The sequence below is a fragment of the Peptostreptococcus stomatis DSM 17678 genome (assembly GCF_000147675.1).
GTDB classification, from domain to species: Bacteria; Bacillota; Clostridia; order Peptostreptococcales; family Peptostreptococcaceae; genus Peptostreptococcus; species Peptostreptococcus stomatis.
Genome location: NZ_ADGQ01000001.1, coordinates 21,503 through 45,048, shown reverse-complemented (window position 1 = coordinate 45,048; position 23,546 = coordinate 21,503). Strand labels below are relative to the sequence as shown.

Annotated in this window: 22 protein-coding genes and 1 other annotated feature; of the genes, 3 read left to right on the top strand and 19 right to left on the bottom strand. The window is 38.8% G+C overall.

Annotated elements, in window-relative coordinates; translation table 11 throughout:
• Window positions 1–98: 98 nt before the first annotated feature.
• From HMPREF0634_RS00230 to recX, 14 genes are all read right to left on the bottom strand, one after another.
• The gene (locus HMPREF0634_RS00230; protein ID WP_040565545.1) at window positions 99–2,111 is read right to left on the bottom strand and encodes a hypothetical protein; all 2,013 of its coding nucleotides are present in this window, start codon (window positions 2,109–2,111) and stop codon (window positions 99–101) included.
• 102 nt (window positions 2,112–2,213) lie between these two features.
• A complete protein-coding gene (locus HMPREF0634_RS00225; RefSeq protein ID WP_007787888.1) occupies window positions 2,214–2,591 on the bottom strand; it encodes a RidA family protein in 378 nt (125 codons plus the stop codon).
• Window positions 2,592–2,712: 121 nt separating this feature from the next.
• Complete coding sequence (ilvA, locus tag HMPREF0634_RS00220; protein WP_007787876.1) at window positions 2,713–3,930, bottom strand: threonine ammonia-lyase; 1,218 nt, start codon at window positions 3,928–3,930, stop codon at window positions 2,713–2,715.
• 218 nt (window positions 3,931–4,148) lie between these two features.
• Window positions 4,149–4,538, bottom strand: a complete 390-nt coding sequence (locus HMPREF0634_RS00215) for a YhbY family RNA-binding protein (protein WP_007787893.1) — start codon at window positions 4,536–4,538, stop codon at window positions 4,149–4,151.
• A gap of 39 nt (window positions 4,539–4,577) precedes the next feature.
• The gene (gene obgE, locus HMPREF0634_RS00210) at window positions 4,578–5,858 is read right to left on the bottom strand and encodes a GTPase ObgE (protein WP_007787822.1); all 1,281 of its coding nucleotides are present in this window, start codon (window positions 5,856–5,858) and stop codon (window positions 4,578–4,580) included.
• Between the two features lie 59 nt (window positions 5,859–5,917).
• Window positions 5,918–6,208 (bottom strand): 50S ribosomal protein L27, encoded by a 291-nt coding sequence (gene rpmA / locus HMPREF0634_RS00205; RefSeq protein WP_007787837.1) that lies wholly within the window; start codon window positions 6,206–6,208, stop codon window positions 5,918–5,920.
• Window positions 6,209–6,221: 13 nt separating this feature from the next.
• The gene (locus tag HMPREF0634_RS00200) at window positions 6,222–6,539 is read right to left on the bottom strand and encodes a ribosomal-processing cysteine protease Prp (protein WP_007787865.1); all 318 of its coding nucleotides are present in this window, start codon (window positions 6,537–6,539) and stop codon (window positions 6,222–6,224) included.
• A gap of 5 nt (window positions 6,540–6,544) precedes the next feature.
• Window positions 6,545–6,853, bottom strand: a complete 309-nt coding sequence (gene rplU / locus HMPREF0634_RS00195) for a 50S ribosomal protein L21 (RefSeq protein ID WP_007787885.1) — start codon at window positions 6,851–6,853, stop codon at window positions 6,545–6,547.
• A 283-nt stretch (window positions 6,854–7,136) separates the two neighbouring features.
• Window positions 7,137–8,072, bottom strand: coding sequence for a DMT family transporter (locus HMPREF0634_RS00190; protein WP_007787851.1), 936 nt, complete (start codon window positions 8,070–8,072; stop codon window positions 7,137–7,139).
• 9 nt (window positions 8,073–8,081) lie between these two features.
• Complete coding sequence (gene leuS / locus HMPREF0634_RS00185) at window positions 8,082–10,502, bottom strand: leucine--tRNA ligase (protein WP_007787854.1); 2,421 nt, start codon at window positions 10,500–10,502, stop codon at window positions 8,082–8,084.
• Between the two features lie 68 nt (window positions 10,503–10,570).
• Window positions 10,571–10,757, bottom strand: a binding site (T-box leader).
• Window positions 10,758–10,938: 181 nt separating this feature from the next.
• On the bottom strand, window positions 10,939–11,286 hold the full coding sequence (gene rsfS / locus HMPREF0634_RS00180; RefSeq protein WP_123795761.1) for a ribosome silencing factor: 348 nt from the start codon (window positions 11,284–11,286) through the stop codon (window positions 10,939–10,941).
• 27 nt (window positions 11,287–11,313) lie between these two features.
• Window positions 11,314–11,889: a bis(5'-nucleosyl)-tetraphosphatase (symmetrical) YqeK gene (gene yqeK / locus HMPREF0634_RS00175; protein ID WP_007787856.1), complete on the bottom strand. Its 576-nt coding sequence runs from the start codon at window positions 11,887–11,889 to the stop codon at window positions 11,314–11,316.
• Window positions 11,890–12,585: a nicotinate-nucleotide adenylyltransferase gene (gene nadD, locus HMPREF0634_RS00170; protein WP_007787874.1), complete on the bottom strand. Its 696-nt coding sequence runs from the start codon at window positions 12,583–12,585 to the stop codon at window positions 11,890–11,892.
• Window positions 12,586–12,765: 180 nt separating this feature from the next.
• A complete protein-coding gene (gene recX / locus HMPREF0634_RS00165; protein ID WP_007787894.1) occupies window positions 12,766–13,389 on the bottom strand; it encodes a recombination regulator RecX in 624 nt (207 codons plus the stop codon).
• 164 nt (window positions 13,390–13,553) lie between these two features.
• Here recX and HMPREF0634_RS00160 point away from each other — a divergent pair, with 164 nt between their 5' ends.
• From HMPREF0634_RS00160 to HMPREF0634_RS00150, 3 genes are read left to right on the top strand one after another with little or no spacing between them, the layout of a single operon-like run.
• Window positions 13,554–13,901, top strand: coding sequence for a fluoride efflux transporter FluC (locus tag HMPREF0634_RS00160; RefSeq protein WP_007787846.1), 348 nt, complete (start codon window positions 13,554–13,556; stop codon window positions 13,899–13,901).
• Entirely contained in the window at window positions 13,898–14,359 is a 462-nt protein-coding gene (locus HMPREF0634_RS09265; RefSeq protein ID WP_007787833.1) for a fluoride efflux transporter FluC, read from the top strand. Before HMPREF0634_RS00160 ends, HMPREF0634_RS09265 begins: the two co-directional genes overlap by 4 nt.
• Window positions 14,353–15,273, top strand: a complete 921-nt coding sequence (locus HMPREF0634_RS00150; RefSeq protein WP_007787891.1) for a ribonuclease Z — start codon at window positions 14,353–14,355, stop codon at window positions 15,271–15,273. The genes HMPREF0634_RS09265 and HMPREF0634_RS00150 overlap by 7 nt, the downstream gene beginning before the upstream one ends.
• A 131-nt stretch (window positions 15,274–15,404) precedes the next feature.
• Here HMPREF0634_RS00150 and HMPREF0634_RS00145 read toward each other — a convergent pair whose 3' ends face one another.
• From HMPREF0634_RS00145 to HMPREF0634_RS00125, 5 genes are all read right to left on the bottom strand, one after another.
• Complete coding sequence (locus HMPREF0634_RS00145) at window positions 15,405–16,805, bottom strand: ribonuclease E/G (RefSeq protein ID WP_007787840.1); 1,401 nt, start codon at window positions 16,803–16,805, stop codon at window positions 15,405–15,407.
• 31 nt (window positions 16,806–16,836) lie between these two features.
• Window positions 16,837–17,535 (bottom strand): TIGR03936 family radical SAM-associated protein, encoded by a 699-nt coding sequence (locus HMPREF0634_RS00140; RefSeq protein ID WP_040565543.1) that lies wholly within the window; start codon window positions 17,533–17,535, stop codon window positions 16,837–16,839.
• Complete coding sequence (locus tag HMPREF0634_RS00135; protein ID WP_007787880.1) at window positions 17,535–19,394, bottom strand: TIGR03960 family B12-binding radical SAM protein; 1,860 nt, start codon at window positions 19,392–19,394, stop codon at window positions 17,535–17,537. Before HMPREF0634_RS00135 ends, HMPREF0634_RS00140 begins: the two co-directional genes overlap by 1 nt.
• A gap of 137 nt (window positions 19,395–19,531) precedes the next feature.
• On the bottom strand, window positions 19,532–20,644 hold the full coding sequence (gene rodA, locus HMPREF0634_RS00130) for a rod shape-determining protein RodA (RefSeq protein ID WP_007787843.1): 1,113 nt from the start codon (window positions 20,642–20,644) through the stop codon (window positions 19,532–19,534).
• Window positions 20,631–23,543 (bottom strand): penicillin-binding transpeptidase domain-containing protein, encoded by a 2,913-nt coding sequence (locus tag HMPREF0634_RS00125; protein WP_083799363.1) that lies wholly within the window; start codon window positions 23,541–23,543, stop codon window positions 20,631–20,633. Before HMPREF0634_RS00125 ends, rodA begins: the two co-directional genes overlap by 14 nt.
• Between the last annotated feature and the right edge of the window lie 3 nt (window positions 23,544–23,546).

Genomic DNA, 23,546 nt, shown 5'->3' with positions numbered 1-23,546 from the left:
CTCCTGTCTCAACCCTATCGTCCCCATCTACTCTGCCAGGAGGATTAGGTGTGGTTTCTCCACCACCGCCTCCACCGCCTCCACCTCCACCTGGAGGATTAGGAGGTGTAGTACCCATTGTACTTCAATGTAAACTGGATATTATCACTATTTAAGGCCCTAAAGTCTGCACCATCTCTAGACTGCTTTCCCAACCACTTAAACTTAAAGTTTATTATCTTTCCACTTACTCTATTAGTCGCCTTTGCTGTAAAATTACCACCTACAGTTCCATTTATTGTGTACTCTGTATTTGGCCTAGAAGTTGAACTAAACTTGACACCCTTTACAGTTACATTTAGGGTATCATCAACTGCATTTATTGCATTAGCCAATTGTTGGTATGTATTTATACCAGCAGACTTCAGACTCATCTTTACAGTCAATGTTTTTCCACTTAGCATTGACCCTGTTATTTCAAACTTGTCTCTAACACCACCTAAAATTGCTGGTGGATTTGATGACGTAAATTCCATACCATCTGGTAGGGTAATACTGGCTGTAAAGCTAGTATCAATATTTGACACATCTATACCATTTGCCACTGCTCCTACATACTGGTTTTCTAAATCTCTTAATTTTTGTTTTATTGGTTTTACATTTAGAGCCCCTGTTATATCTAGGATATCTGACTTATTGGCCTCATAGACCTTGTCATGTTGTGTATCATTACCTATAAGTATATCCCCTTCTAAGTAATCCGTTCCCTCTGCAATCTGTGGATCTGTATCCTTATACATCAGTGTGAATCGGATATTATCACTATTTAGTGCCCTAAAGTCTGCACCATCTCTTGACTGTTTTCCCAACCACTTGAACTTGAAGTTTACTACTTTTCCACTCACAGTATTAGTTGCCTTTGCTGAAAAATCACCAGCAACAGTTCCATTTATTGTATACTCTGTATTTGGCCTAGAAGTTGAACTAAACCTAACGCTCTTTACAGTTACCTTTAGAGTATCACTAACCTCATTTATTGCATCAGCTAATTTTTTATAGGTATCTATATTATTGGCACCTACCAGCCTAAGTTCTACAGTTAACAATTGTCCATTTATGGTTGGGTTAATCATTTCAAATTTGCCCTTAGCTCCTTCTAGAACTAATCTATGAGGTGCAGAAAATTCCAGACCTTCTGGTAGGGTCATAGTTGCTGTAAAGCTAGTATTTATATCCGACAGCTTTATACCATTTGCCACAGCACCTTGATATTGATTTTCTAGAGCTCTCATCTTATCTTTTATAGGCTTTACATTTAGTGCTCCTACAACATCTAATGAATCAGACTTCCTAGCCTCATACACCTTATCATGCTGTGTATCATTACCTATAAGTAAATCTCCTTCCAGGTCATCTGTGGCTTCTACAGGTTGTGAAAAACATGAACTCATACCACTGACAAATGGTTTATTTGCTGTATCCGAATTATAAGTAGTTTTCATACTAAAAAAACTACGTCCTGTATAAAAAGTAAACTCTCCATTTGCAGTTATTAATTGGTTCTCTAACCTTTGTGCCTCTTCCCTACTAGACGCCCTCACTGTATAAGGTATTTCTATGTCAACCGTATGGTCGTTTGGATTAGCCTTGTCAGCCAAATACTTGTTGTATATGCCCTGCCAGTTTTCATCAACCAATGTCATCTTAAGTGAAACCTGATTATTGTTTATAGGCATAGCCTCTACCTTGTTTATAAAGCTTGATGTTTCTGTTGCCCTTATAGATCCAAAGTCTACATTTGATGGAAACTTAACATCATATGTTATATAGGCTATCCCATTTTTATTTTTATTCCATGGGTACAATCCTTGACCTGATGCTTGCTGCATATCTGCCTCATGATCCTTCATAACTTCAGTCATAGGTACCTTCATGGTTACCTTGCCACTGTAAACGGCTGATTCTGGATTAGCACCACACTGGGATGCTCCTGAAACATTTACGTACTTAGCTATTTCTAGTGTATTTTGTGTCTGCGCCTGTCCAGGTACTGTAGTGACTACCATACTTAAGAGCAGAGCTAAAGATACGAAAATAGAACTAAGTGCCCTTCTTTTATTTTTTAATTCCATTAAATCCTCCTTCAAATTTTCACATCACAATTAGATATGTGAGTTATTGCAATTTACGAATTTATTTTTTTATTAAATATTATATTGTAACTTATATTTTAATTACAAAACTACTAATACTTCTACCTCTACCCTTGCCCCCTTTGGCAATTCAGCCACTGCTACGCAAGATCTAGCTGGCTTGTGGTCACCAAAGAAGTCAGCATATACCTCATTTACTGGTCCGAAGTCTTCCATATCCAGTATAAATACTGTAGTCTTTACTACATTAGTTACATCAGCCCCTATTTCATCCAAAACAGCCTTTACATTCTTTAGGGCCTGACCAGCCTGAGCTTTTATATCTCCTTCTACTAGTAGTCCAGTTTCTGGTACCAGTGGCACCTGACCTGAACAATATACTACATTTCCTACCTTAATTGCCTGCGAATACGGCCCAACTGCTGCTGGAGCCTTGTTTGTGAATATTACTTCTCCCATTATTCTTACCTCCTACCTATTAATTATATTGCAACTTATATTGTAGCGTTATATTATACCATAATTGTATAAAATTTACAAGATATACTTAGAAGTTATAGCTATTATTAGAATTTGCTTCCTATAAGAATTCAACCTTTATACCATTTTCAACAAAGGCAGACTTCATAGCATTTATCTGATCAAAGTCTACAGTCTCTATAGTTACTTCTACCGTCTGCTTCTTTATGTACTTACCTGTAGCTAGCTTGTCCTGATTAATAGTAAGGACATTGCCACCCTTCTTAGCTATAATTGATACAAGTGTAGCTAGGGCACCTGGTACATCTGGTAGTTCAGCAACTATGCTGATTCTTCTACCCTGTCTCTTAAGGGCAACACTCATTATCCTGTAAAGGGTATTTATATCTACGTTACCACCTGATACAACGCATACCACTCTTTCACCTGCAAGTGGCTTGTACTTTTCAGACAAAAGGGCTGCCGTACTAACAGCACCTGCACCTTCACTTACCAGCTTCTGGTTTTCCATCATAAATAGGATGGCTTCGGCTATTTCTTCTTCTGTTACAGTTATTACATCATCCACAAGCTTAGATATTATATCAAATGTCAGGCTACCTGGAGTCTTAACTGCTATACCATCAGCTATAGTTATATCATTGAAGGCAGAAGTTATCTTACCATTTTCATATGATTTTTTCATTGAAGGTATATTGCAAGTCTGCACACCTATCACCTTTATATTTGGGTTCAATTCCTTTAGGGCAGTTGCTATACCAGCTATAATTCCACCACCACCGATTGGAACTAAAACTGTATCAACGTTTCCGTCTAACTGTTCATATATTTCTAGTCCTATTGTTCCCTGACCTGCAATTACATACTTGTCATCAAAAGGATGTAGGAAGGTAGCACCTGTCTGGGCCTGTATTTCTACAGCCTTGGCATATGCATCATCATATACAGTACCATGTAAAACGACTTCTGCCCCATAGCTCTTAGTTGCAGCAACTTTTGATATTGGTGCATTAGCAGGCATACATATAGTTGCCTTTATACCAGCATTTTTTGCTCCTAGAGCCACCCCTTGGGCATGGTTACCCGCACTTGATGCTATTACTCCACAAGCCTTTTCTTCATCAGTAAGATGGGCTATCTTATTGCAAGCTCCCCTGATTTTGAATGATCCTGTTCTCTGTAAGTTTTCACACTTATAAAATACCTGTGCCCCTGTTTTTTCTGACAATCTTACATTTTCTAGTAGGTCAGTTTTCAAAATCGCATCTTCAATTATGCCTCTTGCTTCTTTTACGTCTTCCAATGTTACTCTTTCCATTTTTGTACCCCCTTTTAAACTGGAGAGTTCTACAAACACCCTCCTTATTTTGTAGAAATAAAAAATAGTCCTACAGTTAGGATAATACTACTATAGGACGAAAATTTCAATATATTATTTAATTTTTTATAAAAAATTAACAAAGTTATATATTTAATTTATACACTTTAAAATTTTATGCGATTTATTTTTAACACTTTCAATAATTATATGACTTACTAGCCTTGCTTTTTCCTTATAGATCTTATAGTAGCCTGCTTCTTTGTTACCCTCTTGCCACTTGCTTCCCTCTTGTCCTTAGGCTTGGCCTGTTCATGACCTGGGAAAGATATTTTAGGGTTTTCGTTGTTTTTCTTATATATAGTAAACTTGCTACCTATAGCCTGGACAAACTCAGCCCTGATTTCTGCACATATAGCATTAGCAGCTTCCTTGGCATCTATACCGGCATTGTCTAGTATAGTCACCTTAACTAACTCCCTAGCCCTTAGCTGGTCTTCTAACTGGTCTAAAAAGTCCTGTGTTATACCTTCCTTGCCTATCTGGCTAGTAGGCTTAGTTGTATTGGCCAACGACCTTAGGTAGGCCCTCTTCTTGCCATTTAACATTTAGCTTCCTCCTTTTTAAATTCAACTGGGACTGATCCATTAGTTGTAGAATTCAAATTCTAATTCATAAATCTTAACAGTATCTCCATCTTCTATACCTGCTTGTCTAAGCATATCAAATACACCCTTGCTCTCCATCTGGGCCTGGAAGAACTGTAATGATTCCATATCATCAAAGTTTACCGAGTACATGATACGTCTCAATTCCTTACCAGTAACTACATAGATACCATCTTCATCTATTTCAACCTTTAGGGCACCCTCATCATCTACATCAAGTTCTGGCCTATACATTTCTTCCTGACTAACCAGTTCAACATCTTCAACCTCATTAAGAAGCTGGCTTACCCTGTCTATTACCTGGTCAACCCCATCCCTAGTTACAGCTGACATCTTGAATACTTCATAGCCCTTTTCTTCCATAGTCTTTTTGAAGTTTTCGTAAATAGTCTCATCAAAGAGTAGGTCAGACTTATTGGCAACCACTAGCTGGGGCCTAGAAGCCAACTTTTCATTGTAAAGTCTCAACTCTTCATTTATCTTTTCAAAGTCATCAATAGGGTCCCTGCCCTCTATGCCTGATATATCTACTATATGAACCAATACCTTGGTTCTTTCTACATGTCTTAGGAAGTCATGGCCTAGTCCTACCCCATCTGCAGCCCCTTCTATTATACCTGGTATATCAGCTATTACAAAGGACTCCCCGTGGCGTGTCTGAACAACACCCAGGTTTGGAGTAAGGGTTGTGAAGTGGTAATTGGCTATCTTTGGTTTGGCAGATGTAACCACCGATAGGAAGGTAGACTTACCTACATTTGGGAAGCCCAATAAACCCACATCAGCTATCATCTTTAATTCAAGTGTAATCCACCTTTCCTGGCCATCTGTACCTGACTTAGCAAAGGCAGGAGCCTGTCTAACTGCATTTGCAAAGTGCTGGTTACCCTTGCCACCATAGCCACCTCTAGCAACTACTGCCTTATCTCCAGCCTTTTTAAGGTCGGCAATGATTAGGCCCGTCTTTTCATCCCTGATGACAGTTCCCTCTGGAACGCTTAAAATCAGATCTTCGCCATTTTTACCAGCACGTTTCTTCTTAGACCCATCTTCACCATGCTGGGCAGAATACTTCTTTTTATACTTAAAATCCATCAAGGTCCTAAGACCTGTGTCAGCCACCATGATAATATTGGCACCCCTGCCACCATCACCACCATCCGGTCCACCTGCTGGCACGTACTTTTCCCTCCTAAAGGAAACTGCACCGTTACCACCATTGCCTGCCTTGACAAATATTCTAGCCTTGTCTATAAACATTCTTACACCCCCTTTTTTAAAAAATGGGCTATCGAAAATTCGATAGCCCATCATCTGTATTATTCAGCGATTTCTACTGGATATATACTTACTTTCTTTCTCTTCTTGTCTAATCTTTCGAACTTAACTTTTCCATCAACAAGTGCGAATAGAGTATCATCTCCACCCTTTCCAACATTTGTTCCAGGATGAATCTTAGTTCCTCTCTGTCTAACTATGATAGAACCAGCAGTCACTGTCTGACCATCGAATCTCTTAACACCAAGTCTTTTAGAAACTGAATCTCTACCATTCTTAGAAGAACCAACTCCCTTCTTAGATGCAAGAAGCTGTAAATTCATTTTTAACATCTGGAGTCACCCCCTACTTTTCATATATTTTTATATTTTTTGGATATTCTCTACTAATTTCCTCTAATGTACGTTTTAGGTGGTTTAATAAGAGTTGGGACTTTTCTATATCATCCTCTTTTATAAAGGCTGCTATAAAACCTTCCTCTGCCTCTTGAACCTCAAAACCTACATTCTGTAGCTCTTCAAGTGAATTGATAACCCCGATTGAATTAGTCGTGGCAGACGCGCACACTATGTCGTATCCAAATTCGCCATAATTTGCATGACCCCTCAATTCAAAGCCCTTAATTTTAAATTTGTCATTATAATAAAATGTTACTTTAATCATGATGACTATGCATTGATCTTTTCAACTACGATCTTAGTATATAGCTGACGATGACCGTTCTTTCTTCTGTAGTCTTTCTTTGGCTTGTACTTATAAACGATTATTTTCTTAGCCTTGCCCTGTTCTACGACCTTAGCCTGAACAGATGCACCTTCAACTACAGGAGTACCTAACTTAAGTTCACCGTTGTTTACTGCTAATACTTCTTCTAAAGTAACAACATCACCTTCGTTAGCCTCTAGCTTTTCCACGAATAGAACATCACCTTCAGAAACCTTATACTGCTTTCCTCCAGTCTTAACTATAGCGTACATAATACACCTCCTTGTTCTCAAACTCGCCGGGTCAGGTATCTACAAAGTAGAGTTTTTTGCCAAGCACTGCTCACGCGTGCAGCCACCTTTACCGTGCGGCAATTACTCATATAGTATACTAAATAGAGATTTTAATGTCAATAAGTTTTATCCTATTTTTTAATTTTATTTTAAAAAAGGGTTACAAATCTATATCTAGCACCAATAGTTAGATTTTTGGGTCTAACTATTGGTGGTGATATGAACCTAACCCTTTTAAAAATCCGTATATAATTCAGCTCATCTAACCTTGACTTGTACCATCTTTCTTTTTTCTCTTTGGTAGGTCCACCTGGGCCAATACTATGGCAATTACCATTACTAGACATCCCAGCATTTCCTTTGGAACCAATCTTTCACCCAAGATTAAAATTCCGGCTACCAGTGAGAATATAGCTTCCGTACTCATGATAAGAGATGCTATAGTCGGCGATATGCTCTTCTGGCTGACAACCTGTAGGGTAAAGCCCACACCACTAGATATGACACCTGTATACAGGATAGCCACACCAGCAGCCTTGACTGCCTCTATAGTCACAGTTTCCTTGAATAGGACTACTATCAAAGACAAGATACCACAAGTTATAAACTGGGTCATATTCATCTTGATTGAGTCAACCTTTGGGGCAAATATATCCACTACCACTATCTGGAATCCAAATAATATGGCTGATATAAATACCAAAAAGTCACCCTTCTCTATTACAAAACCTTCCTTGATAGATATTAGGTATAGACCAACTGCAGCAATTAAAACGCATATCCAAGTTTTTACTGACGGCCTCCTACCATAGAATACACCCATTAAAGGCACTAAGACTATATACATAGTAGTTATAAAACCTGCCTTAGATGCAGTTGTACTCACCATACCAACCTGTTGGAAACTCATAGCCAGGAATAGGGATACACCAGCAAGTGTTCCTCCTACCAATAGGTTTTTTGTCACTAGCTTTGGCTTGAAGTTGGCTGCCTTGTAGTGTCCTGCATTCTTGTACCTAAAAAACAAACTAACCAATAAGAGGAAACTTGTACCCAACAAACATCTAAAGAAGTTGAAGGCAAAGGGTCCTATGTGCTCCATACCCGTCCTTTGGAATATGAAAGCCAAACCCCAAACGATAGCCGTTATGGTCAATAAAACTATCCCCTTAGTTTCTTTTCTCTTTTGTTCATTCATTTCTAACCTCTACTTTACAACTATATTCACTAGCTTTGAAGGTATAGCTATCACCTTGACTACATTTTTTCCTTCTATAAATTCTTTTATCTTTTCGTCATTTAGGGCTAGGTTTTTCATGACGTCTTGGTCTATGCCTACTGGGGCATTAATCTTATTTCTAACCTTACCATTTACCTGGACGATTATCTCGACTTCATCCAACTGGATAGCTGATTTATCGTAGTCTGGCCATCCTATATCAAATACACTGGCCTCCTTGCCGATCATCAACCACAATTCTTCACCAAGGTGTGGGGCAAATGGTGCAAGTATTACAACAACAGCCTTTATAGCCTCCTTGATAACGGCGTCATTTCTATCTTCCAATTCCTTGTACTTGTACAGGTCATTGATCAATTCCATTAGGGCTGCTATTGCAGTATTGAAGCCAAACTTATCATTTAGGTCTTCTGTAACCTTCTTTAAGGTGTTGTTAGTCTTGGCCCTCATATCCTTATCAGCCTTAGTTAGGTTTCCAAATTCAAGTTCTAACTTAGCTACTGGTGCTAACTCGTCAACCAACCTATATACTCTGTTTAAGAACTTGAAGCAACCTTCAACCCCCTGTTCAGACCATTCAAGGTCTCTTTCTGGTGGGGCTGCAAATAGGATAAATAATCTAGCAGTATCGGCACCGTACTTTTCAACCAATTCTACCGGTGATACCGTATTACCCTTTGATTTAGACATCTTAGACCCATCCATCAATACCATACCCTGAGTTAGAAGGTTCTTAAATGGCTCATCATGGCTTGTCCAACCTAGCTTCTTAAAGGCCTTAGTAAACCATCTAGCATATAGAAGGTGAAGGATAGCATGCTCTACGCCACCTATATACTGGTCAACAGGTAACCAATTATTTACTACATCAGTATCAAATGGCCTGTCTGAATTCATATTGTCTGCATATCTCATATAGTACCATGAAGAATCCACGAAGGTATCCATAGTATCTATTTCTCTTCTAGCCGGTTTGCCACACTTAGGGCATGAACACTCTGTAAAAGTCTTTGAACTTGCAAGAGGAGACTCTCCCTTACCTGTAAATTCTACATCTGTAGGAAGTAGGACTGGCAAGTCCTTTTCATCTACCGGAACTATTCCACAGTCCAGACAGTATATAACTGGAATAGGGCATCCCCAATACCTCTGTCTAGATATTAGCCAGTCTCTTAATCTGAAGTTGGTCTTCTTGTTACCCTTGCCCATTTCTTCAAGCTTTTCAATTATCTTGTCAAAGGCCTCATCCTTGTTCATACCATCGAACTGACCTGAGTTTATCATCTTGTCATCTTCATCTATTACTGGTATTATTTCTAGGTCATACTTTTTAGCAAAGTCATTATCCCTATCATCATGGGCAGCAACACCCATTACGGCACCCGTACCATAATCTGCCAATACATAATTAGCTATCCATATAGGCATCTTTTTACCTGTTAGTGGATTGATTACATACTTGCCTATAAACTTACCTTCCTTTTCCAGGTCGGCAGCCTCCCTTTCAATCTGAGTCATGGTATGCATCTTGGCTAAAAATTCATCCAATACCGGCTCATATTCTGTACCTGCTACCAGGTCTCTGGCCAAGTGTGATTCTGGAGCCAGAACCATAAATGTTGACCCAAAGATTGTATCAGGTCTAGTAGTGTAAACAGATATCTCCTGGTCGCTTCCATCTATCTGGAAAGTAACATTTGCACCAAAGCTCTTGCCTATCCAGTTTTTCTGCATCAACCTAACCTTTTCTGGCCATCCATCTAGGCCATCCAAGTCAGCCAATAGCTCTTCTGAAAATTCAGTAGTCTTGAAGTACCACTGTTCTAATTCCTTCTTTTCAACCAGACTGTCACACCTTTCACACTGGCCCTGAACTACCTGCTCATTGGCTAATACTGTTTCACATGATGGACACCAGTTTACAAATGAATTCTTCTTATAGGCCAAACTAGCCTTGTAGAATTCTAAGAATATCTTTTGAGTCCACTTGTAGTATTCCGGAGTTGAAGTTGCTACCTCCTTGTCCCAATCATAGCTAAGACCTAGCATACTCAACTGTTCTTTCATTTCTTCTATATTTGACATAGTCCATACATGTGGATGTATATTGTTTTTTATGGCTGCATTTTCAGCAGGTAAACCGAAAGAATCCCAGCCCATTGGGTGTAAAACATTATAGCCCTGCATCTTCTTAAATCTTGCTACTACATCACCTATTGAATAATTCCTAACATGACCCATATGGATCTTTCCTGATGGATATGGGAACATCTCCAAACAATAGTACTTTGGCTTTGAAGTATCTCTAGTATCCATCTTGTATTGGCCCTTTTCATCCCAGGCCTTTTGCCATTTCTTTTCTATACTTTTAAAATCGTATACGCTCATAATATCTGCCTCCTTCAAAAATATAAATTTCTAATGGTTAACAACAAAAAAGCCCCTAAACAGTTTTGTTTAGGGACGATGATATTCTCGCGGTACCACCCTAATTTCCAAATAAATTTGGACTCTCGATGTTGTTAAACCAACTACGGTATATAAGTTTAACCGGCAAGTTCAAAGTTAACTACTACCAATTTCCACCACCCATTGGCTCTCTAAAAATAGCTGGCTCCTACTACTCCGCTTATATTCATATATGTATTTTTCTTTTGGCTAAAAAATTCAGCCTAAAACCTATGACTTATATTAACATAAAGCCCTTGCCTTGTCAATATTTAAAAGATAAACAAGTAGGTCTTATATAATAAAAAATCAAAATAAAAATCGACATATTGGTTAAAATTTTTAGGCTTTTTAAAACGATTTAATCCTAACCCAACTAAAGTGATTCAGGATCTACGTATGGAGCATCCTTCCATAACTTTTCCAGGTTGTAAAAGGCCCTATTTTCTTCATCAAATACATGGACCATTACATCACCATAATCAAGCAGGATCCAATTCTGCATCTCTCTGCCTTCCTTACCCCTAGGCTCAAGCCCTAATTCCGTCATAGCATCTTCAACGCTGTCTGCAATTGCCTTTACCTGTCTTGAAGACGATGCTGATGTTATTACAAAGTAATCACATAAACTAGATACCTTGCCTATATTCAGAATAGCTGTATCTTGACCTAACTTATCGTCGATTGCATCATACATTGCTTTTACCATATTTTCTACTGTTATCATATCTTTCTCCTCAATCTCCTTAACCTATTTACTTTTGACCTGGGTCAAGTAATAGTTTCTTGCTTCTATAGTCCTCAAATGTAGAGGTGCTTTTTTTCTAATAACCGACATAATAGCATTGTCCAAGGCCATCAAGACAGCCCTATCTAAGTCCCCACTATAGGCCACCTCTCTTAAGTCATCAACTCCTGGATAATCCCTGCCAACCTCTATTACATCTGCTACATATATAATCTTCTCTAATATATTCATACCAGGCTTTGCCGTAGTATGATACCTGATTGCACTCAATATATCTTCATCTTCAATACCAAATTCGTACTTGGCTATATAATAACCCAATACACTATGGGATAGGGCTGTGCTCTTCTTTTCCATTTCATCTAATTGAATATTGTACTTTTCACAGTAGGAACCTACATCTGCCAACTTTACATACTTGGCTGTATCATGTAAAATACCAGCTATTTCAGCCTTTTGTGAATCACAGCCCACCAATTCAGATAACTTAACTGCTGCCCTGGCCACATTTAATGAGTGGGTCCATCTTTTTTCCGGTAGATAATCCTTTAATTTTTCTATCATAACCGATTTTTCCATCTACCTAACAACACCTCCATACAAATTGTGTACATTTATATATTCCTCTACCCTACTAGGTACCAGGTACTTAATACTCCTACCATTTTTTACTAGGCTCCTAATATAAGTTGATGATATTTCCAAAGAAGGAACATATATCATATCTATATCAGCCTCATACCTCTGTCTGAATGTTTCTACATTTTCTTGGGTTTCTAAAAGATTTATGCCCGGCCTGATGGCTGCTACAAACTTGGCCAGCTTGAAATTTTCTTGAAATTCCTTCCAAGTTTCCATCTGATTTAGGGCATCTGACCCTGTTATAAAATACAACTCCTCATTGGGATAGGTCTCACTTATATGCCTTAGGGTATCTACAGTGTAGTCCCTCTCCTTGTCTGACAGGATTTCATAGTCAGAAACTAAAAAATCATCGTTCTTTAATGTTGACAGTACGACCATATCAAAACGCTTAAACTTATTCAAGACACACTTTTTATGTGGCGGGTCACCTGCAGGTATAAATATAACCTTGTCCAGGTCATACTTGTCCCTGATAAATTCGGCTGTAGCCAGGTGGGCATTGTGGATAGGATTGAATGTACCTCCCATTATACCTAGTTTTAGCTTAGATCCCTTGCTTAGCCTCAAAGATTCCAATTTTTCTATATTTCTTTTCTTAGACAGTTCAAGCCTGTCTTGTAATTCCATCATTATTCTATTCCCTTCAAAATCATGATAACTTAATTTTATCACAGGCTGAATCATAAGTCTATTTGATTTTTACCTTCTATCATCCATATACAGGCTAACGATGTTGTATATAGCAATTAATATACTGATAGCCAATATAATCATATTCTTCATCTTGACCTTCTCCAAACAATATTGCCATCATATGTCTAGGACATGACGTATGGCAGAATTTATAGTATCATATCCAAACCCCTTATAGGATAGGTGTTGGTATAGTTTTGTCCTAAGAACCTTCTTGTCATCGGACTTAATTTTCGCCAGTCTTTTTTCTGCCAGATATATGGCATTTTCGAGTTCTTCATCCTGGTTTATATCAGATAGGGTCTTGTCAATCATGGCACTATCTATCCCCTTTATATAGAGGTCCTGCTTTATCCTATTTTTACCAACCCTCTTAAACTTCATGGAATTGTTTACTATCCTGGCTGCAAACCTGTCGTCGTCCACAAAGGAATACTTCTTTAAAAATTCTATGACCATATCTATTATTTCCTGGTCAAATTCATCTTCCAACTTGTCCCTGACCTTCTTTTCTGACCTTTCTAGCCTAGAGATGTAGTTTAAAGCCTTGTTCTTAGCCTTCTCATAGTCATCAGCCTTGATTATCTCAGTCAGGCTTTCCTGGTCTATTTCTGAATTAAGACTGATATTGTACTTGTAGACCATTTCTGCATACATTGACATCAGATAGGCCCCATCAACATATAGGTTGACCCTATCCTTATTCTTTTTTTGAAATTCAATCGATGTAACCCTGGCCAAAACACCACATCCTTTCCCTCTGATTATACCACAAAAGTAAATTTTTATTTTATATCCATATATTTTGTATTCAATTGTAACTTATTTATCCTAATTTATGCTAAAATTGATATTAGAATCCCCAAGAGAATGGTGATATTATATAAATTGTTATTGGAGTTTTTATGTTAAATACAATACTTGTGGGTCTAGGTGGGGGTCTAGGTGCTCTTGCTCGCTACTCTACCGGTGTCTACATTCAGGATAAAATCGAATCAAAAATGCCCCTACATACCCTTTTTATAAATGTCTTGGGTTCTTTTCTACTGGCTTACATTTACAGTCACTTTAAGAGTAGGGGCTTGCTGGTCTTTCTAGGTACAGGCTTCTTAGGTGGTTTTACCACTTTTTCAACCTTTATAGTAGAAAATGTAAACCTAGCCTTGGAGGAACATGTACTCATAAGTTTTCTATATATAGGACTTAGTCTAAGCCTGTCTATTGGAGCCTGCTTCTTGGGGGTGGTCCTATGATAAAAAATTCTAAGTATGACCAGTCCCTACCATATATTTTTATGGGTGGTCTGATAGGATCTCTACTAAGATTCGTAGTATTCACTAGACTGGATAGTCTCACAGACCATAAATCTGACCTTATAGTTATTAAGGCTAACCATGTGGAAGGACTATTTTTGAGCCTATTCCACTACCTACCTATGGCTACCCTAGTGGTTAACCTAATAGGTTCCTTTGCTCTAGCCCTACTTGCAAGGTGTCTACTTGTAAGACTTAGGCCACAAATATACAACCTATTTGCTACTGGCTTGATTGGTAGTTTCACTACATTTTCAACCTTTAGCAAGGACTTTTGTCAGCTTGTTCTGGATGGTCACCCCATACCAGGACTTATATATATATTAGTTTCTATCTTCGGTGGCTTACTTATGGCAGTCATTGGAAACAACTTAGGAAAGAAGGTGAATAAATGTTAAATCTTACAATGATAGGTACTGGAGGCAATGTTCCCACTCCTGAAAGATTTTGTTCCAGTGCCTTTATAAACTATAAGGGAAGAAAAATTTTAATAGATTGTGGTGAGGGGACTCAAATTTCCATGAAGAAGATTGGCTGTGGTTTTAAGGGCATAGATTTAATATTGATTACCCACCTTCATGGTGACCATATAAACGGCCTCCTGGGACTCCTATCTACCATGGGCAATGCTGAAAAGAGAAGCCCCCTATATATAGTCGGACCAAGGGGGATAAAAAGAGCCCTTAGTGCCATGATGGTTCTTTGGGAGGGCCTACCCTACAGGCTGGTAGTAATAGAAAAGCCGGTTGGTTCTTTTTCTATAAACTCTGATGTCCTGAGAGAAATAGAAATATCAAGCCTTGACCTAGACCATTCAACTGAATGCCTGGGTTATAGCCTTTACTTTAAGAGAAATAGGGAGTTTGACCCTGATAAGGCCCTGGAAAACCAGGTCCCTAAACATCTATGGAGACACCTGCAAGCCGGCCAGACCTTCTATATGGATGATGTGTCTTACACACCAGATATGGTCCTTGGTAAGCCTAGACCAGGTATCAAATTTTCGTATATAACTGATACCAGGCCTATAGAGGCTATTATTCCCTTTATAAAATCAAGCAGGCTCTTTGTATGTGAGGCCATGTATGGTGACGACTTAGACATAGGAAAGGCTGTAAAAAATAAACACATGACCTTTAGGGAGGCAGCCAACCTTGCCTACAAGGGACAGGTAGACCACCTGCTTTTGACCCATTTTTCACCCTCACTGGACTCTCCTGGTGACTATATAGAAAATGCCACCTCAGTATTTAAAAATACAAGCCTGGCCTATGATGGTATCAATATATCTATAGGATATCCCGACAAGTAGGCTGGCATAAAATCAATAAAAAAATAGCTAGAGATTCATAATTACCCCTGCTCAAGGGCTAAATGAATGCCTAGCTTTTCTTTATTTCTAATTATTCTTCATTTCCTATTACACTTTATTTCCAATTACTTTTAGACTACCTTAAATTCCATGTCAAGTCCATACTTGTCCTCAATCTCTTTTAAGACATCTTTTTTATTAGCGATAAGCCTCTTATACTTATCGACTTCCATTTCAATGAGAAGGGTCTTTTTATCTTCACCATTCTTTATTAAACTATGATAAATTTGGCCTATAACCCTTTCTTCAACCATATCTACCAACCTATTGGCAGAATAGTAGTCCCTAGACTCTTGATTATAGTAGTAGGATTCAAATGAGTCCTGGCTCCTCCTACGGGATATCTCCAAAAGTCCCAGCCTTGTAAAACCATGGACCTTGGTATTTTTACCATCAGCCCCCAGGGACATCTTCATTTTTGCTATCAGGTCTTCCCTATCCCTTTCTGACTTCATGTCTATAAAGTCGACTATTATAATACCCGACAAGTCCCTCATGAGTATCTGCATAGCTATTTCATCTACCAGACCCATATTAACATCCAAGACTGTATTTGCATAGTTAGCCGACCCTATATACCTGCCTGAATTTACATCTATGACAGTCATGGCTTCAGTCTTATCTATCACTATATAAGACCCATTCCTCAACCTAATCCTGTTTGACAAGTAGTGGTTTAACCTGGCATTAACCCCATAGTTGCTAAATGTAGCCGGATTTTTATCCCTAACCAGCTTTTCCAGGTAGGCCCTGTCAAGGGACTTGACAAGTGCCCTTATATCAAATTTATCAATATGATTAGACTTATCTCTATCTGACTCATCATCCATATCTTCCGGATATATTATGGCCTCCAAGTCCTTGTCTAAATTATAGGCGATGAAACTTTCAATTTCACCCTTAGCCTTCTTGACCAAACCTGGATTCAAGCTAGACCTAAATACCTCTTCTAACCTAGCATAGGCCTCCTTAAGACTGTCAAAATCATTTTTCAAACCATCTAAATCAGCGAACTGGGCCTCTGTCCTTACAATAAGACCTGTAGAAGCCCCTATGTCTAGCTTACCTATCTTAGCTTTTAGGTCAGACACCTGGTCCTTGGACAACTTGTTCGAATAACTAAGCCTATCATTGGATGGTATATAGACCATATACCTGCCCTGGATGCTGACTTCCCTGGTAAGGCTGACCCTCTTGTCACCCTTACCAGACTTTGAAACCTGGACCAGTAGGATATCTCCAACGCCAAGTTTTTCTCCCTTTTTTATTTTCATATAAGCTGGCTGATCCTGGCCTATATCTACAAAACAAGCCTCCATACCCCTTACTACCTTATGGATACGGCCCCTATAGATATTGCCTACCAAGCCTTCCTCAAACTTTTCTTCTATAATTAGTTTTGTCAACCTGTCCTCTTCCAAGAGGGCCAGTTTCCTTGCATTACAAAAGTCTTCTATGATTATCTTCTTCATAAAATCCTCCTTACAATCCTAAGACTAGATCCTAGAGTGGACTGACCAATTGACCATCCTGCCTAAAATATAGGTCATTTCTCTTGATATCAACATCTAGGGGGTCTATACTTATACCTAGAACTTCCAACAACTTTGGTATAAATATATTAGTATTTAGGTTCTGCTTTGACCCCGTTGCCAGTATTGCCGACACCACAAACTCTTCCTGACCATAGTCCAGAAGTGATAAAGTATTTATCAATGGCTTGATGTCTATATCGACCATTTTACACTTTTTATTCTTCTTAGTCATCATGATAGACTCCATAGCCATCAAGTTATCTAGTCTCTTGCAGATATCTTCTCTAGAAATCTTATCCACATTTTCAATGGTAAACTCATAGTCTCCATATTCTATAGATGAGGCAAGGTTTCTCTCTCCACCCACTAGTTCTACTAGCTTTACAAAGGCCATACCATCTGGAAGTTGGGCATTTAACCTCTCTTTTAAGACCTCAATTGCTAGGTCAGCCTCTATCTCGATATCCACATATTCACCATAGCTCTCCACACCTAGGGCAAGAGCATTTCCGTAGGTAATTTTTGGATGGGGATTAAAACCCTGAGAAAAAGACAGTTCTATATCAGCACGCCTAAATACCCTCTGTAGTAGCCTCTGCACATCCAGGTGGGATATATAAATCATGTCCTTAGTTTTTATAAATTTCATCCTAATCTTCTTAGACATTAACACAAGCCCCTTCCTATATCATTAGTATTTATACCACAGCCCCTACAGCCATGCCTACAGTCTTCTGTAACCTTATCCTGCTTGGCCAATTCATTCTCCCTCATAAGGAATTCCTTAGTTACTCCTACATCTATATGGTCCCAAGGAAAGACCTCATCATAGGACCTGTCTCTGTGGGCATAGAAACTTGGATCAAGCCCATTCTTTTCCATGGCATCCAGCCACCTATCCAGGTCAAAGTACTCTGACCAACCATCAAACTTGGCCCCGGCCCTAAAGGCATCTAGCAAGACTCCGCCTAGCCTTCTGTCTCCCCTGGCAAATACTGCCTCCATTAAACTGGTCTGGGAATCATGGTAGTTATACTTGATATTTCCATGTCTCAACTTGCTAACCAGGTACTTTTGCTTGTCTCTGATTTCATCACCCGTATCCTGCCTATGCCATTGAAAAGGTGTAAAAGGTTTAGGAACAAAGGTAGATGTACTAACTGTAACGCCAAACTTACCCCTTATCTTGCCCCCGTGTATATCCCTATATATATCAACCACCTGGTAGCCCAAGTCCTTAATGCCATCAAGGTCTTCATACCTTTCAGTCGGTAGGCCTATCATAAAGTATAGCTTGACGCTGTTCCAACCCATTTCAAAGGCCTTGGAAACTGCATTTTGAAGTTCTTCTTCTGTAACACCCTTGTTTATTACGTCCCTCATTCTCTGGGTTCCTGCCTCAGGAGCAAAGGTAAGGCCTGTCTTCCTAACCTGCTGGATCTTTTCGGCTATTTCCATGGAGAAATTATCCAACCTCAATGATGGCAGGGATACACTGATATTCTTGGGTGCATATTCATCAACTAGGAAGTCGGTAATCTCACTAATATGGCTATAGTCACTGGTACTTAACGAAGATAAAGATATCTCATCATAGCCAGTGTTCCTTATCATATTTTCTACTATTTCCTTTAACCTGGCCACCGACTTTTCCCTTATAGGTCTATAGATCATGCCAGCCTGGCAAAACCTACATCCCCTAGTACAACCCCTAAAGAGTTCCAAGACTATCCTATCATGGACTACCTCTATAAATGGGACTATATATTTTTCGGGATAAATAACTGCATCCATGTCCGATATAATCCTCTTTCTAGGCTTGTCAGGGGCTTCCTCAACCAGCTTTACCAATTCCTTAACGGTTCCATCTTCATTGTATCTAAAGTCATAGAAGGAAGGTATATATACTCCATCTATGTTGATTATTTTCTTATAAAAGTCTGTCTTGTCCTGGCCGTTTTCATATGGGTTTGTCCTTATCCAGTCTTTGTAGGCCCTTATTACATCTAGGTTCATCTCTTCACCCTCACCAAGGACTACAATATCAACAAAGTCTGCCAGTGGCTCTACATTGTAGGCACATGACCCTCCCACCATTATAAGGGGGTCCTCATCTTTCCTATCCTTGGCCAAGAGCGGTATACCAGCTAGGTCTAGCATGTTTAAGATATTTGTATAGCACATCTCATACTGAAGTGTAAAGGCTACAAAATCAAAATATCTGATAGACTCCCTTGACTCTAGACCAAACAGGGGAATATTATGGTCCCTCATCTTGGTCTCCATGTCTACACCGGGTGCATATACCCTCTCACAATAGACATCTTCCTCTAAATTTATGCAATTATACAAGATATGGCTACCCAAATGACTCATGCCAACTTCATATAAATCAGGAAAGCAATGAGCATACCTGATCAACTCATTGCTTTCTGTATCTTTATGAATGGAGTTTAATTCGTTGCCCAAATATCTTGCAGGTTTTTCAACCTTTTTTAATATTCTTTTAATATCAACCTTTTCCAAAACTTGCCTCCATTTCGACTGGTCTATATATCACTTCCTATCAGTAATTTGGAAAAATATATATTCAAGACCCTAGCCTTTTTTCAAATCTCTCACACTTAAATTGCTTTCACCTATACTTCTTACTACTCGTCTTCCTAGTATATCCTTCTTCTCCTCAAATATACATTTAAGACTATGCCTATATTAGCCATGGATGTCAGTATGGAACTACCACCATAACTTACAAAAGGTAGGGTTACTCCTGTTACAGGCATTAGGCCCACTGTCATACCTATATTCTGTATTATCTGGTAGACAAACATACCTGTTATACCTGATACTATAAGGGTTCCATATACATTTTTAGACTTTTTAGCTATCATCAGAAGCCTTGTAATAAGGAGCATAAAGAGGATGATTACTATCAACATACCTACTAGGCCAAATTCCTCCCCCAGTACTGCGAATATAAAGTCACTATCCCTTACAGGCAGGAAATTTTCCTGGTTCTGGGACCCCATATAAAGCCCCTTGCCAAATATTCCTCCTGAACCAATGGCTATCATTGACTGGAGAACCTGGTAGTTACTGCTCAGCTCTGGATTAAAGAAGTTTACTATCCTGACCCTCTGGTGGGGTGCCATAAACATGTACATAAGTGGTGTTAAGAGTAATATACTTATAAGTGTATTCCTTATTATCTTCTTGTCCAAACCAACCACATATAACATAAAAAATATTATGCATACAAAGACTATGGCTGTACCCAGGTCTGGCTGGGCTAGTAGGAGCCCTATAATCGGCATGGCATATACTACTAACTTGAATAGGACCCTTAAGTTATTCATACTGTCTTTATGTTTCTCAACTATCTTCGCATAGCTAAGTATAAAGGTCATCTTAACTATTTCTGATGTTTGTAGGTTAAATTTACCTATACGTATCCAGGATATAGCGCCAAACTGCCTATCACCCAAACCTGGTATCCAGACTATTAAGAGCATGACTATACTGAATATATATAGCTCCTTGTAGTATTTGCCTACACTGTCGTAGTCAAATAGCATCATTAACATTATAATCCCTACACCCAACAAGAAGGCTAATAGCTGTTTATATATCTGGGTGTAATTTTTTGTGATATTAGCATGTGTTGCACTACTAAGTATCAGTATACCTATCAAAAAGATTACCAGGACTATGGTTACTAGTTTCCAGTCAATGTTTTTTACTATCTTGAAATTTTTTCTATAATCAATTTTTTTCATCACTCTGACCTTCCTTCATTAGCCCAAAATACTGGGCTATAGTCTCCCTGATTGGTAAAACTGCATATGAACTAGTCTCTCCCTGTGGTATCATACAGGCCACAGCTATCTTAGGATTATCTGCTGGGGCATAGGCTACACACCAGGCAAAAGAACCGTAGTCTTCCTTGTACTTATCGATATCTTCATCAGTAATATTAGAATTCAACTGTTTGATTGCCCTTCTTAGGTATTGGGCATTAACCTTGTCTGTATCATCCAATTTTACCTTGATACCGGCCTCTAATTCTTTTTGGTACTTGTCCCTCTGGTCACTACTTATACTGGTATCGCTTATCTTTGTCTTCAAGTCCTTGATTTTTTCATTGGTAAGTTCTCTTTCCTTGTCAGCCTTAAGCTTATTATACCTTTCAAGAACCTTATTCTTGTCCAATGAATAAGAAGACAAGTGTTTCATAAGATAGTCATATTCTTTTTCTGTAGGTATCTTACCACTCTTTTCTGCCGTACCTGTCTTAGTTGCAACCTTGATTGGGAAGTTTCCAAAGGCATCCTTGGCCAAGCCCTGCGTAGAAACATTGACCATACCTATCTTTATATCATTCAGGTTAGAATTATTCTTAAAACTGATCTTGTCTAGTCTTCTATTGGCCACTTCTGCTATCTTGCCATTTGAAGTTTCCACCTTATTTACCACATTTAGGTTTACCAGATAACCACCATTGGCAAGGGCTGCTACATACCTTACAACCTGGGATGGGTTGTAGGCATTTTCACCCTGGCCTATAGCAAGGTTGAAGGTATCACCCACACCCCACTTGGCAAAGTTAAAGTAACTGTATACCATATAGTCAGCATCACTTTCTATATAGGATTCTTTAACCCCTAGTTTCTTCAACCTCTTCATAGTTTCTATCCTACCAGGTGTCTTATCTTCATCTATCCAACTGACAATTTTATCTATCTTTTCTTCAAACTCATCCCTGTTTTCTTCATAATCTATACCTTCAAAGTGAGTTCTCATAGTCCTCTCAAGGGCATATTTCAACTGAACCTTCGTATTCTCTATTTTTTGTTCCTCACTAGGAACCCTGCCATTTCTTTCCTCTAGCTGGCCTTCTAGACCAGTATCACTATCTAGACCGAACTTCTTGGCATATTCAAGTATCTTGTTGGCATTCATTCCCAGGTTTAAGGACTGACCTGTCATCCAATTCCTATTGCTACCTAAGACATAGAAGTATATATTACAAGATTCTTGTATGGCCTTATATAGGTTCACCATACCGTGGTTTTTGCCACCATGGTGCCAAATATAGTCGGCGAAGTTCCTATTTCCAAGCCTTATAACACCAGGATCCTTTATTGTATAACTTGGATCCAGTCCTGACTCTAGGGCAGCCATAGCTGTTACCATCTTAAAAGTTGACCCTGGCTGGAAGACACCCTGGGTAGCCAAATTCAAAAGTGGATTTGGTGCCAACATATCATTTAGGTTTTTTGGCAGGTAGTTATTATAGTCCTCGCTGCTGATACCATTGGCAAACTTATTAGGGTCATAGTTAGGGTAGCTGGCCATGGCCAATACATCACCACTAGTTACATCTATAGCAACTATAGCACCTGACTTCGCCTTAGGAGCACTCTCTTTTATATTTATATCACCAAACTGGCTCTTGAAAGTTCCGCCTGATCTGGCTGATTCAATGGCATTTTTCAAAGATTCCTCAGCAGTCTTTTGGACCTTGCTATCTATAGTTAAGTAGACACTCTTACCACTAGTAGGATCAACCGACTTCATCTGTGAAATAACCCTACCGACGCTATCTACCTTAACTTCTTTGTAGCCATCCTTGCCCTTCAACTTATTTTCATAGCTGTTTTCAATACCTGATAGACCTATCATATCCTGGGGGCTATAGCCCTCTTTAATAAGGTCTTCAGCCTTGGATGATGGTATTTTGCCCACATATCCCAATACGTGAGATGCAAGACTACCAAAAGGATATACCCTCTTCTGTTCGATGGCAACTGATACTCCTGACAATTTCATGGAATTCTCTTCTATCTGTACGACTGTTTCCTTCTTTATGCCCTTGGCTATTGTCACAGGATTATACTGGGTATATATTTTTGACTTTAACAAGTCTCTTACCAACATAATTTTTCTAGCCTCTTTATCAGTCATGCTGGAATCTATCTTGTAGTAGTCGTTTCTTATATGCCTAAAGGCTACTAGGGCACTTACACCATCCTTAAGCCCATATCCTTTCAACCAGTCTTCCTTATTTTTTTGCTGGGTAAAGGTCCAAGAGTTTACCAAAACTGGTGGATAATAGCCTAGCTTATTAACCTTGGCCTGGAGTTTCACCGGGTCCATATTCCTATCAGATAGTGTCAAAAGTCCACTTTGTATCATGCTATCAACTACATAGTAGAAGGATTTTTTTGCATTATAGCTGGCCGGTATACCATTTTTGCTCTTGAACTCACTAATTTTTTGATCAAAAATAAAGGTATAGCTACCATTTACAAGGCTAATCGGGAATTCATCTGTATAGGTTTCCCCATTTTTTTCCAGTATATTAATAACTGAATAGGCCATCTTATTAGCCCCATCCTTGCTATTTTTACCTGCCTTATTGAATGTATCCGCAACTATCTGAACAGTGAATTGGGGCTCGTTACCAGCCAAGAGTACACCCTTCCTATCCCTAATCTCCCCTCTAGGAGCCTGGACCATAATCTGCTTGTAGGCCTTTTGGTCAGCTAAATCAGAATAATGCGAATATCTTATAGTTGTCATATATACTATTTTTATCAAAACCACACTAAGTATAATAAGGATAAACTTATTAATCACCTTTAGCCTTGGTTTTATCACTGAATTTTTACTCAATTT

Bases quoted from the DNA above. Each gene is read 5' to 3' on its own strand.
- HMPREF0634_RS00225 (WP_007787888.1), bottom strand. From the start codon at position 2,591: ATGGGAGAAGTAATATTCACAAACAAGGCTCCAGCAGCAGTTGGGCCG.
- rodA (WP_007787843.1), bottom strand. From the start codon at position 20,644: ATGAAAAAAATTGATTATAGAAAAAATTTCAAGATAGTAAAAAACATT.
- HMPREF0634_RS09265 (WP_007787833.1), top strand. From the start codon at position 13,898: ATGATAAAAAATTCTAAGTATGACCAGTCCCTACCATATATTTTTATG.
- rplU (WP_007787885.1), bottom strand. From the start codon at position 6,853: ATGTACGCTATAGTTAAGACTGGAGGAAAGCAGTATAAGGTTTCTGAA.
- obgE (WP_007787822.1), bottom strand. From the start codon at position 5,858: ATGTTTATAGACAAGGCTAGAATATTTGTCAAGGCAGGCAATGGTGGT.
- ilvA (WP_007787876.1), bottom strand. From the start codon at position 3,930: ATGGAAAGAGTAACATTGGAAGACGTAAAAGAAGCAAGAGGCATAATT.
- HMPREF0634_RS00215 (WP_007787893.1), bottom strand. From the start codon at position 4,538: ATGTTAAATGGCAAGAAGAGGGCCTACCTAAGGTCGTTGGCCAATACA.
- HMPREF0634_RS00140 (WP_040565543.1), bottom strand. From the start codon at position 17,535: ATGTCTAAGAAGATTAGGATGAAATTTATAAAAACTAAGGACATGATT.
- HMPREF0634_RS00150 (WP_007787891.1), top strand. From the start codon at position 14,353: ATGTTAAATCTTACAATGATAGGTACTGGAGGCAATGTTCCCACTCCT.
- yqeK (WP_007787856.1), bottom strand. From the start codon at position 11,889: ATGGAAAAATCGGTTATGATAGAAAAATTAAAGGATTATCTACCGGAA.
- leuS (WP_007787854.1), bottom strand. From the start codon at position 10,502: ATGAGCGTATACGATTTTAAAAGTATAGAAAAGAAATGGCAAAAGGCC.
- HMPREF0634_RS00190 (WP_007787851.1), bottom strand. From the start codon at position 8,072: ATGAATGAACAAAAGAGAAAAGAAACTAAGGGGATAGTTTTATTGACC.
- HMPREF0634_RS00145 (WP_007787840.1), bottom strand. From the start codon at position 16,805: ATGAAGAAGATAATCATAGAAGACTTTTGTAATGCAAGGAAACTGGCC.
- HMPREF0634_RS00160 (WP_007787846.1), top strand. From the start codon at position 13,554: ATGTTAAATACAATACTTGTGGGTCTAGGTGGGGGTCTAGGTGCTCTT.
- HMPREF0634_RS00230 (WP_040565545.1), bottom strand. From the start codon at position 2,111: ATGGAATTAAAAAATAAAAGAAGGGCACTTAGTTCTATTTTCGTATCT.
- HMPREF0634_RS00200 (WP_007787865.1), bottom strand. From the start codon at position 6,539: ATGATTAAAGTAACATTTTATTATAATGACAAATTTAAAATTAAGGGC.
- nadD (WP_007787874.1), bottom strand. From the start codon at position 12,585: ATGATGGAATTACAAGACAGGCTTGAACTGTCTAAGAAAAGAAATATA.
- rpmA (WP_007787837.1), bottom strand. From the start codon at position 6,208: ATGTTAAAAATGAATTTACAGCTTCTTGCATCTAAGAAGGGAGTTGGT.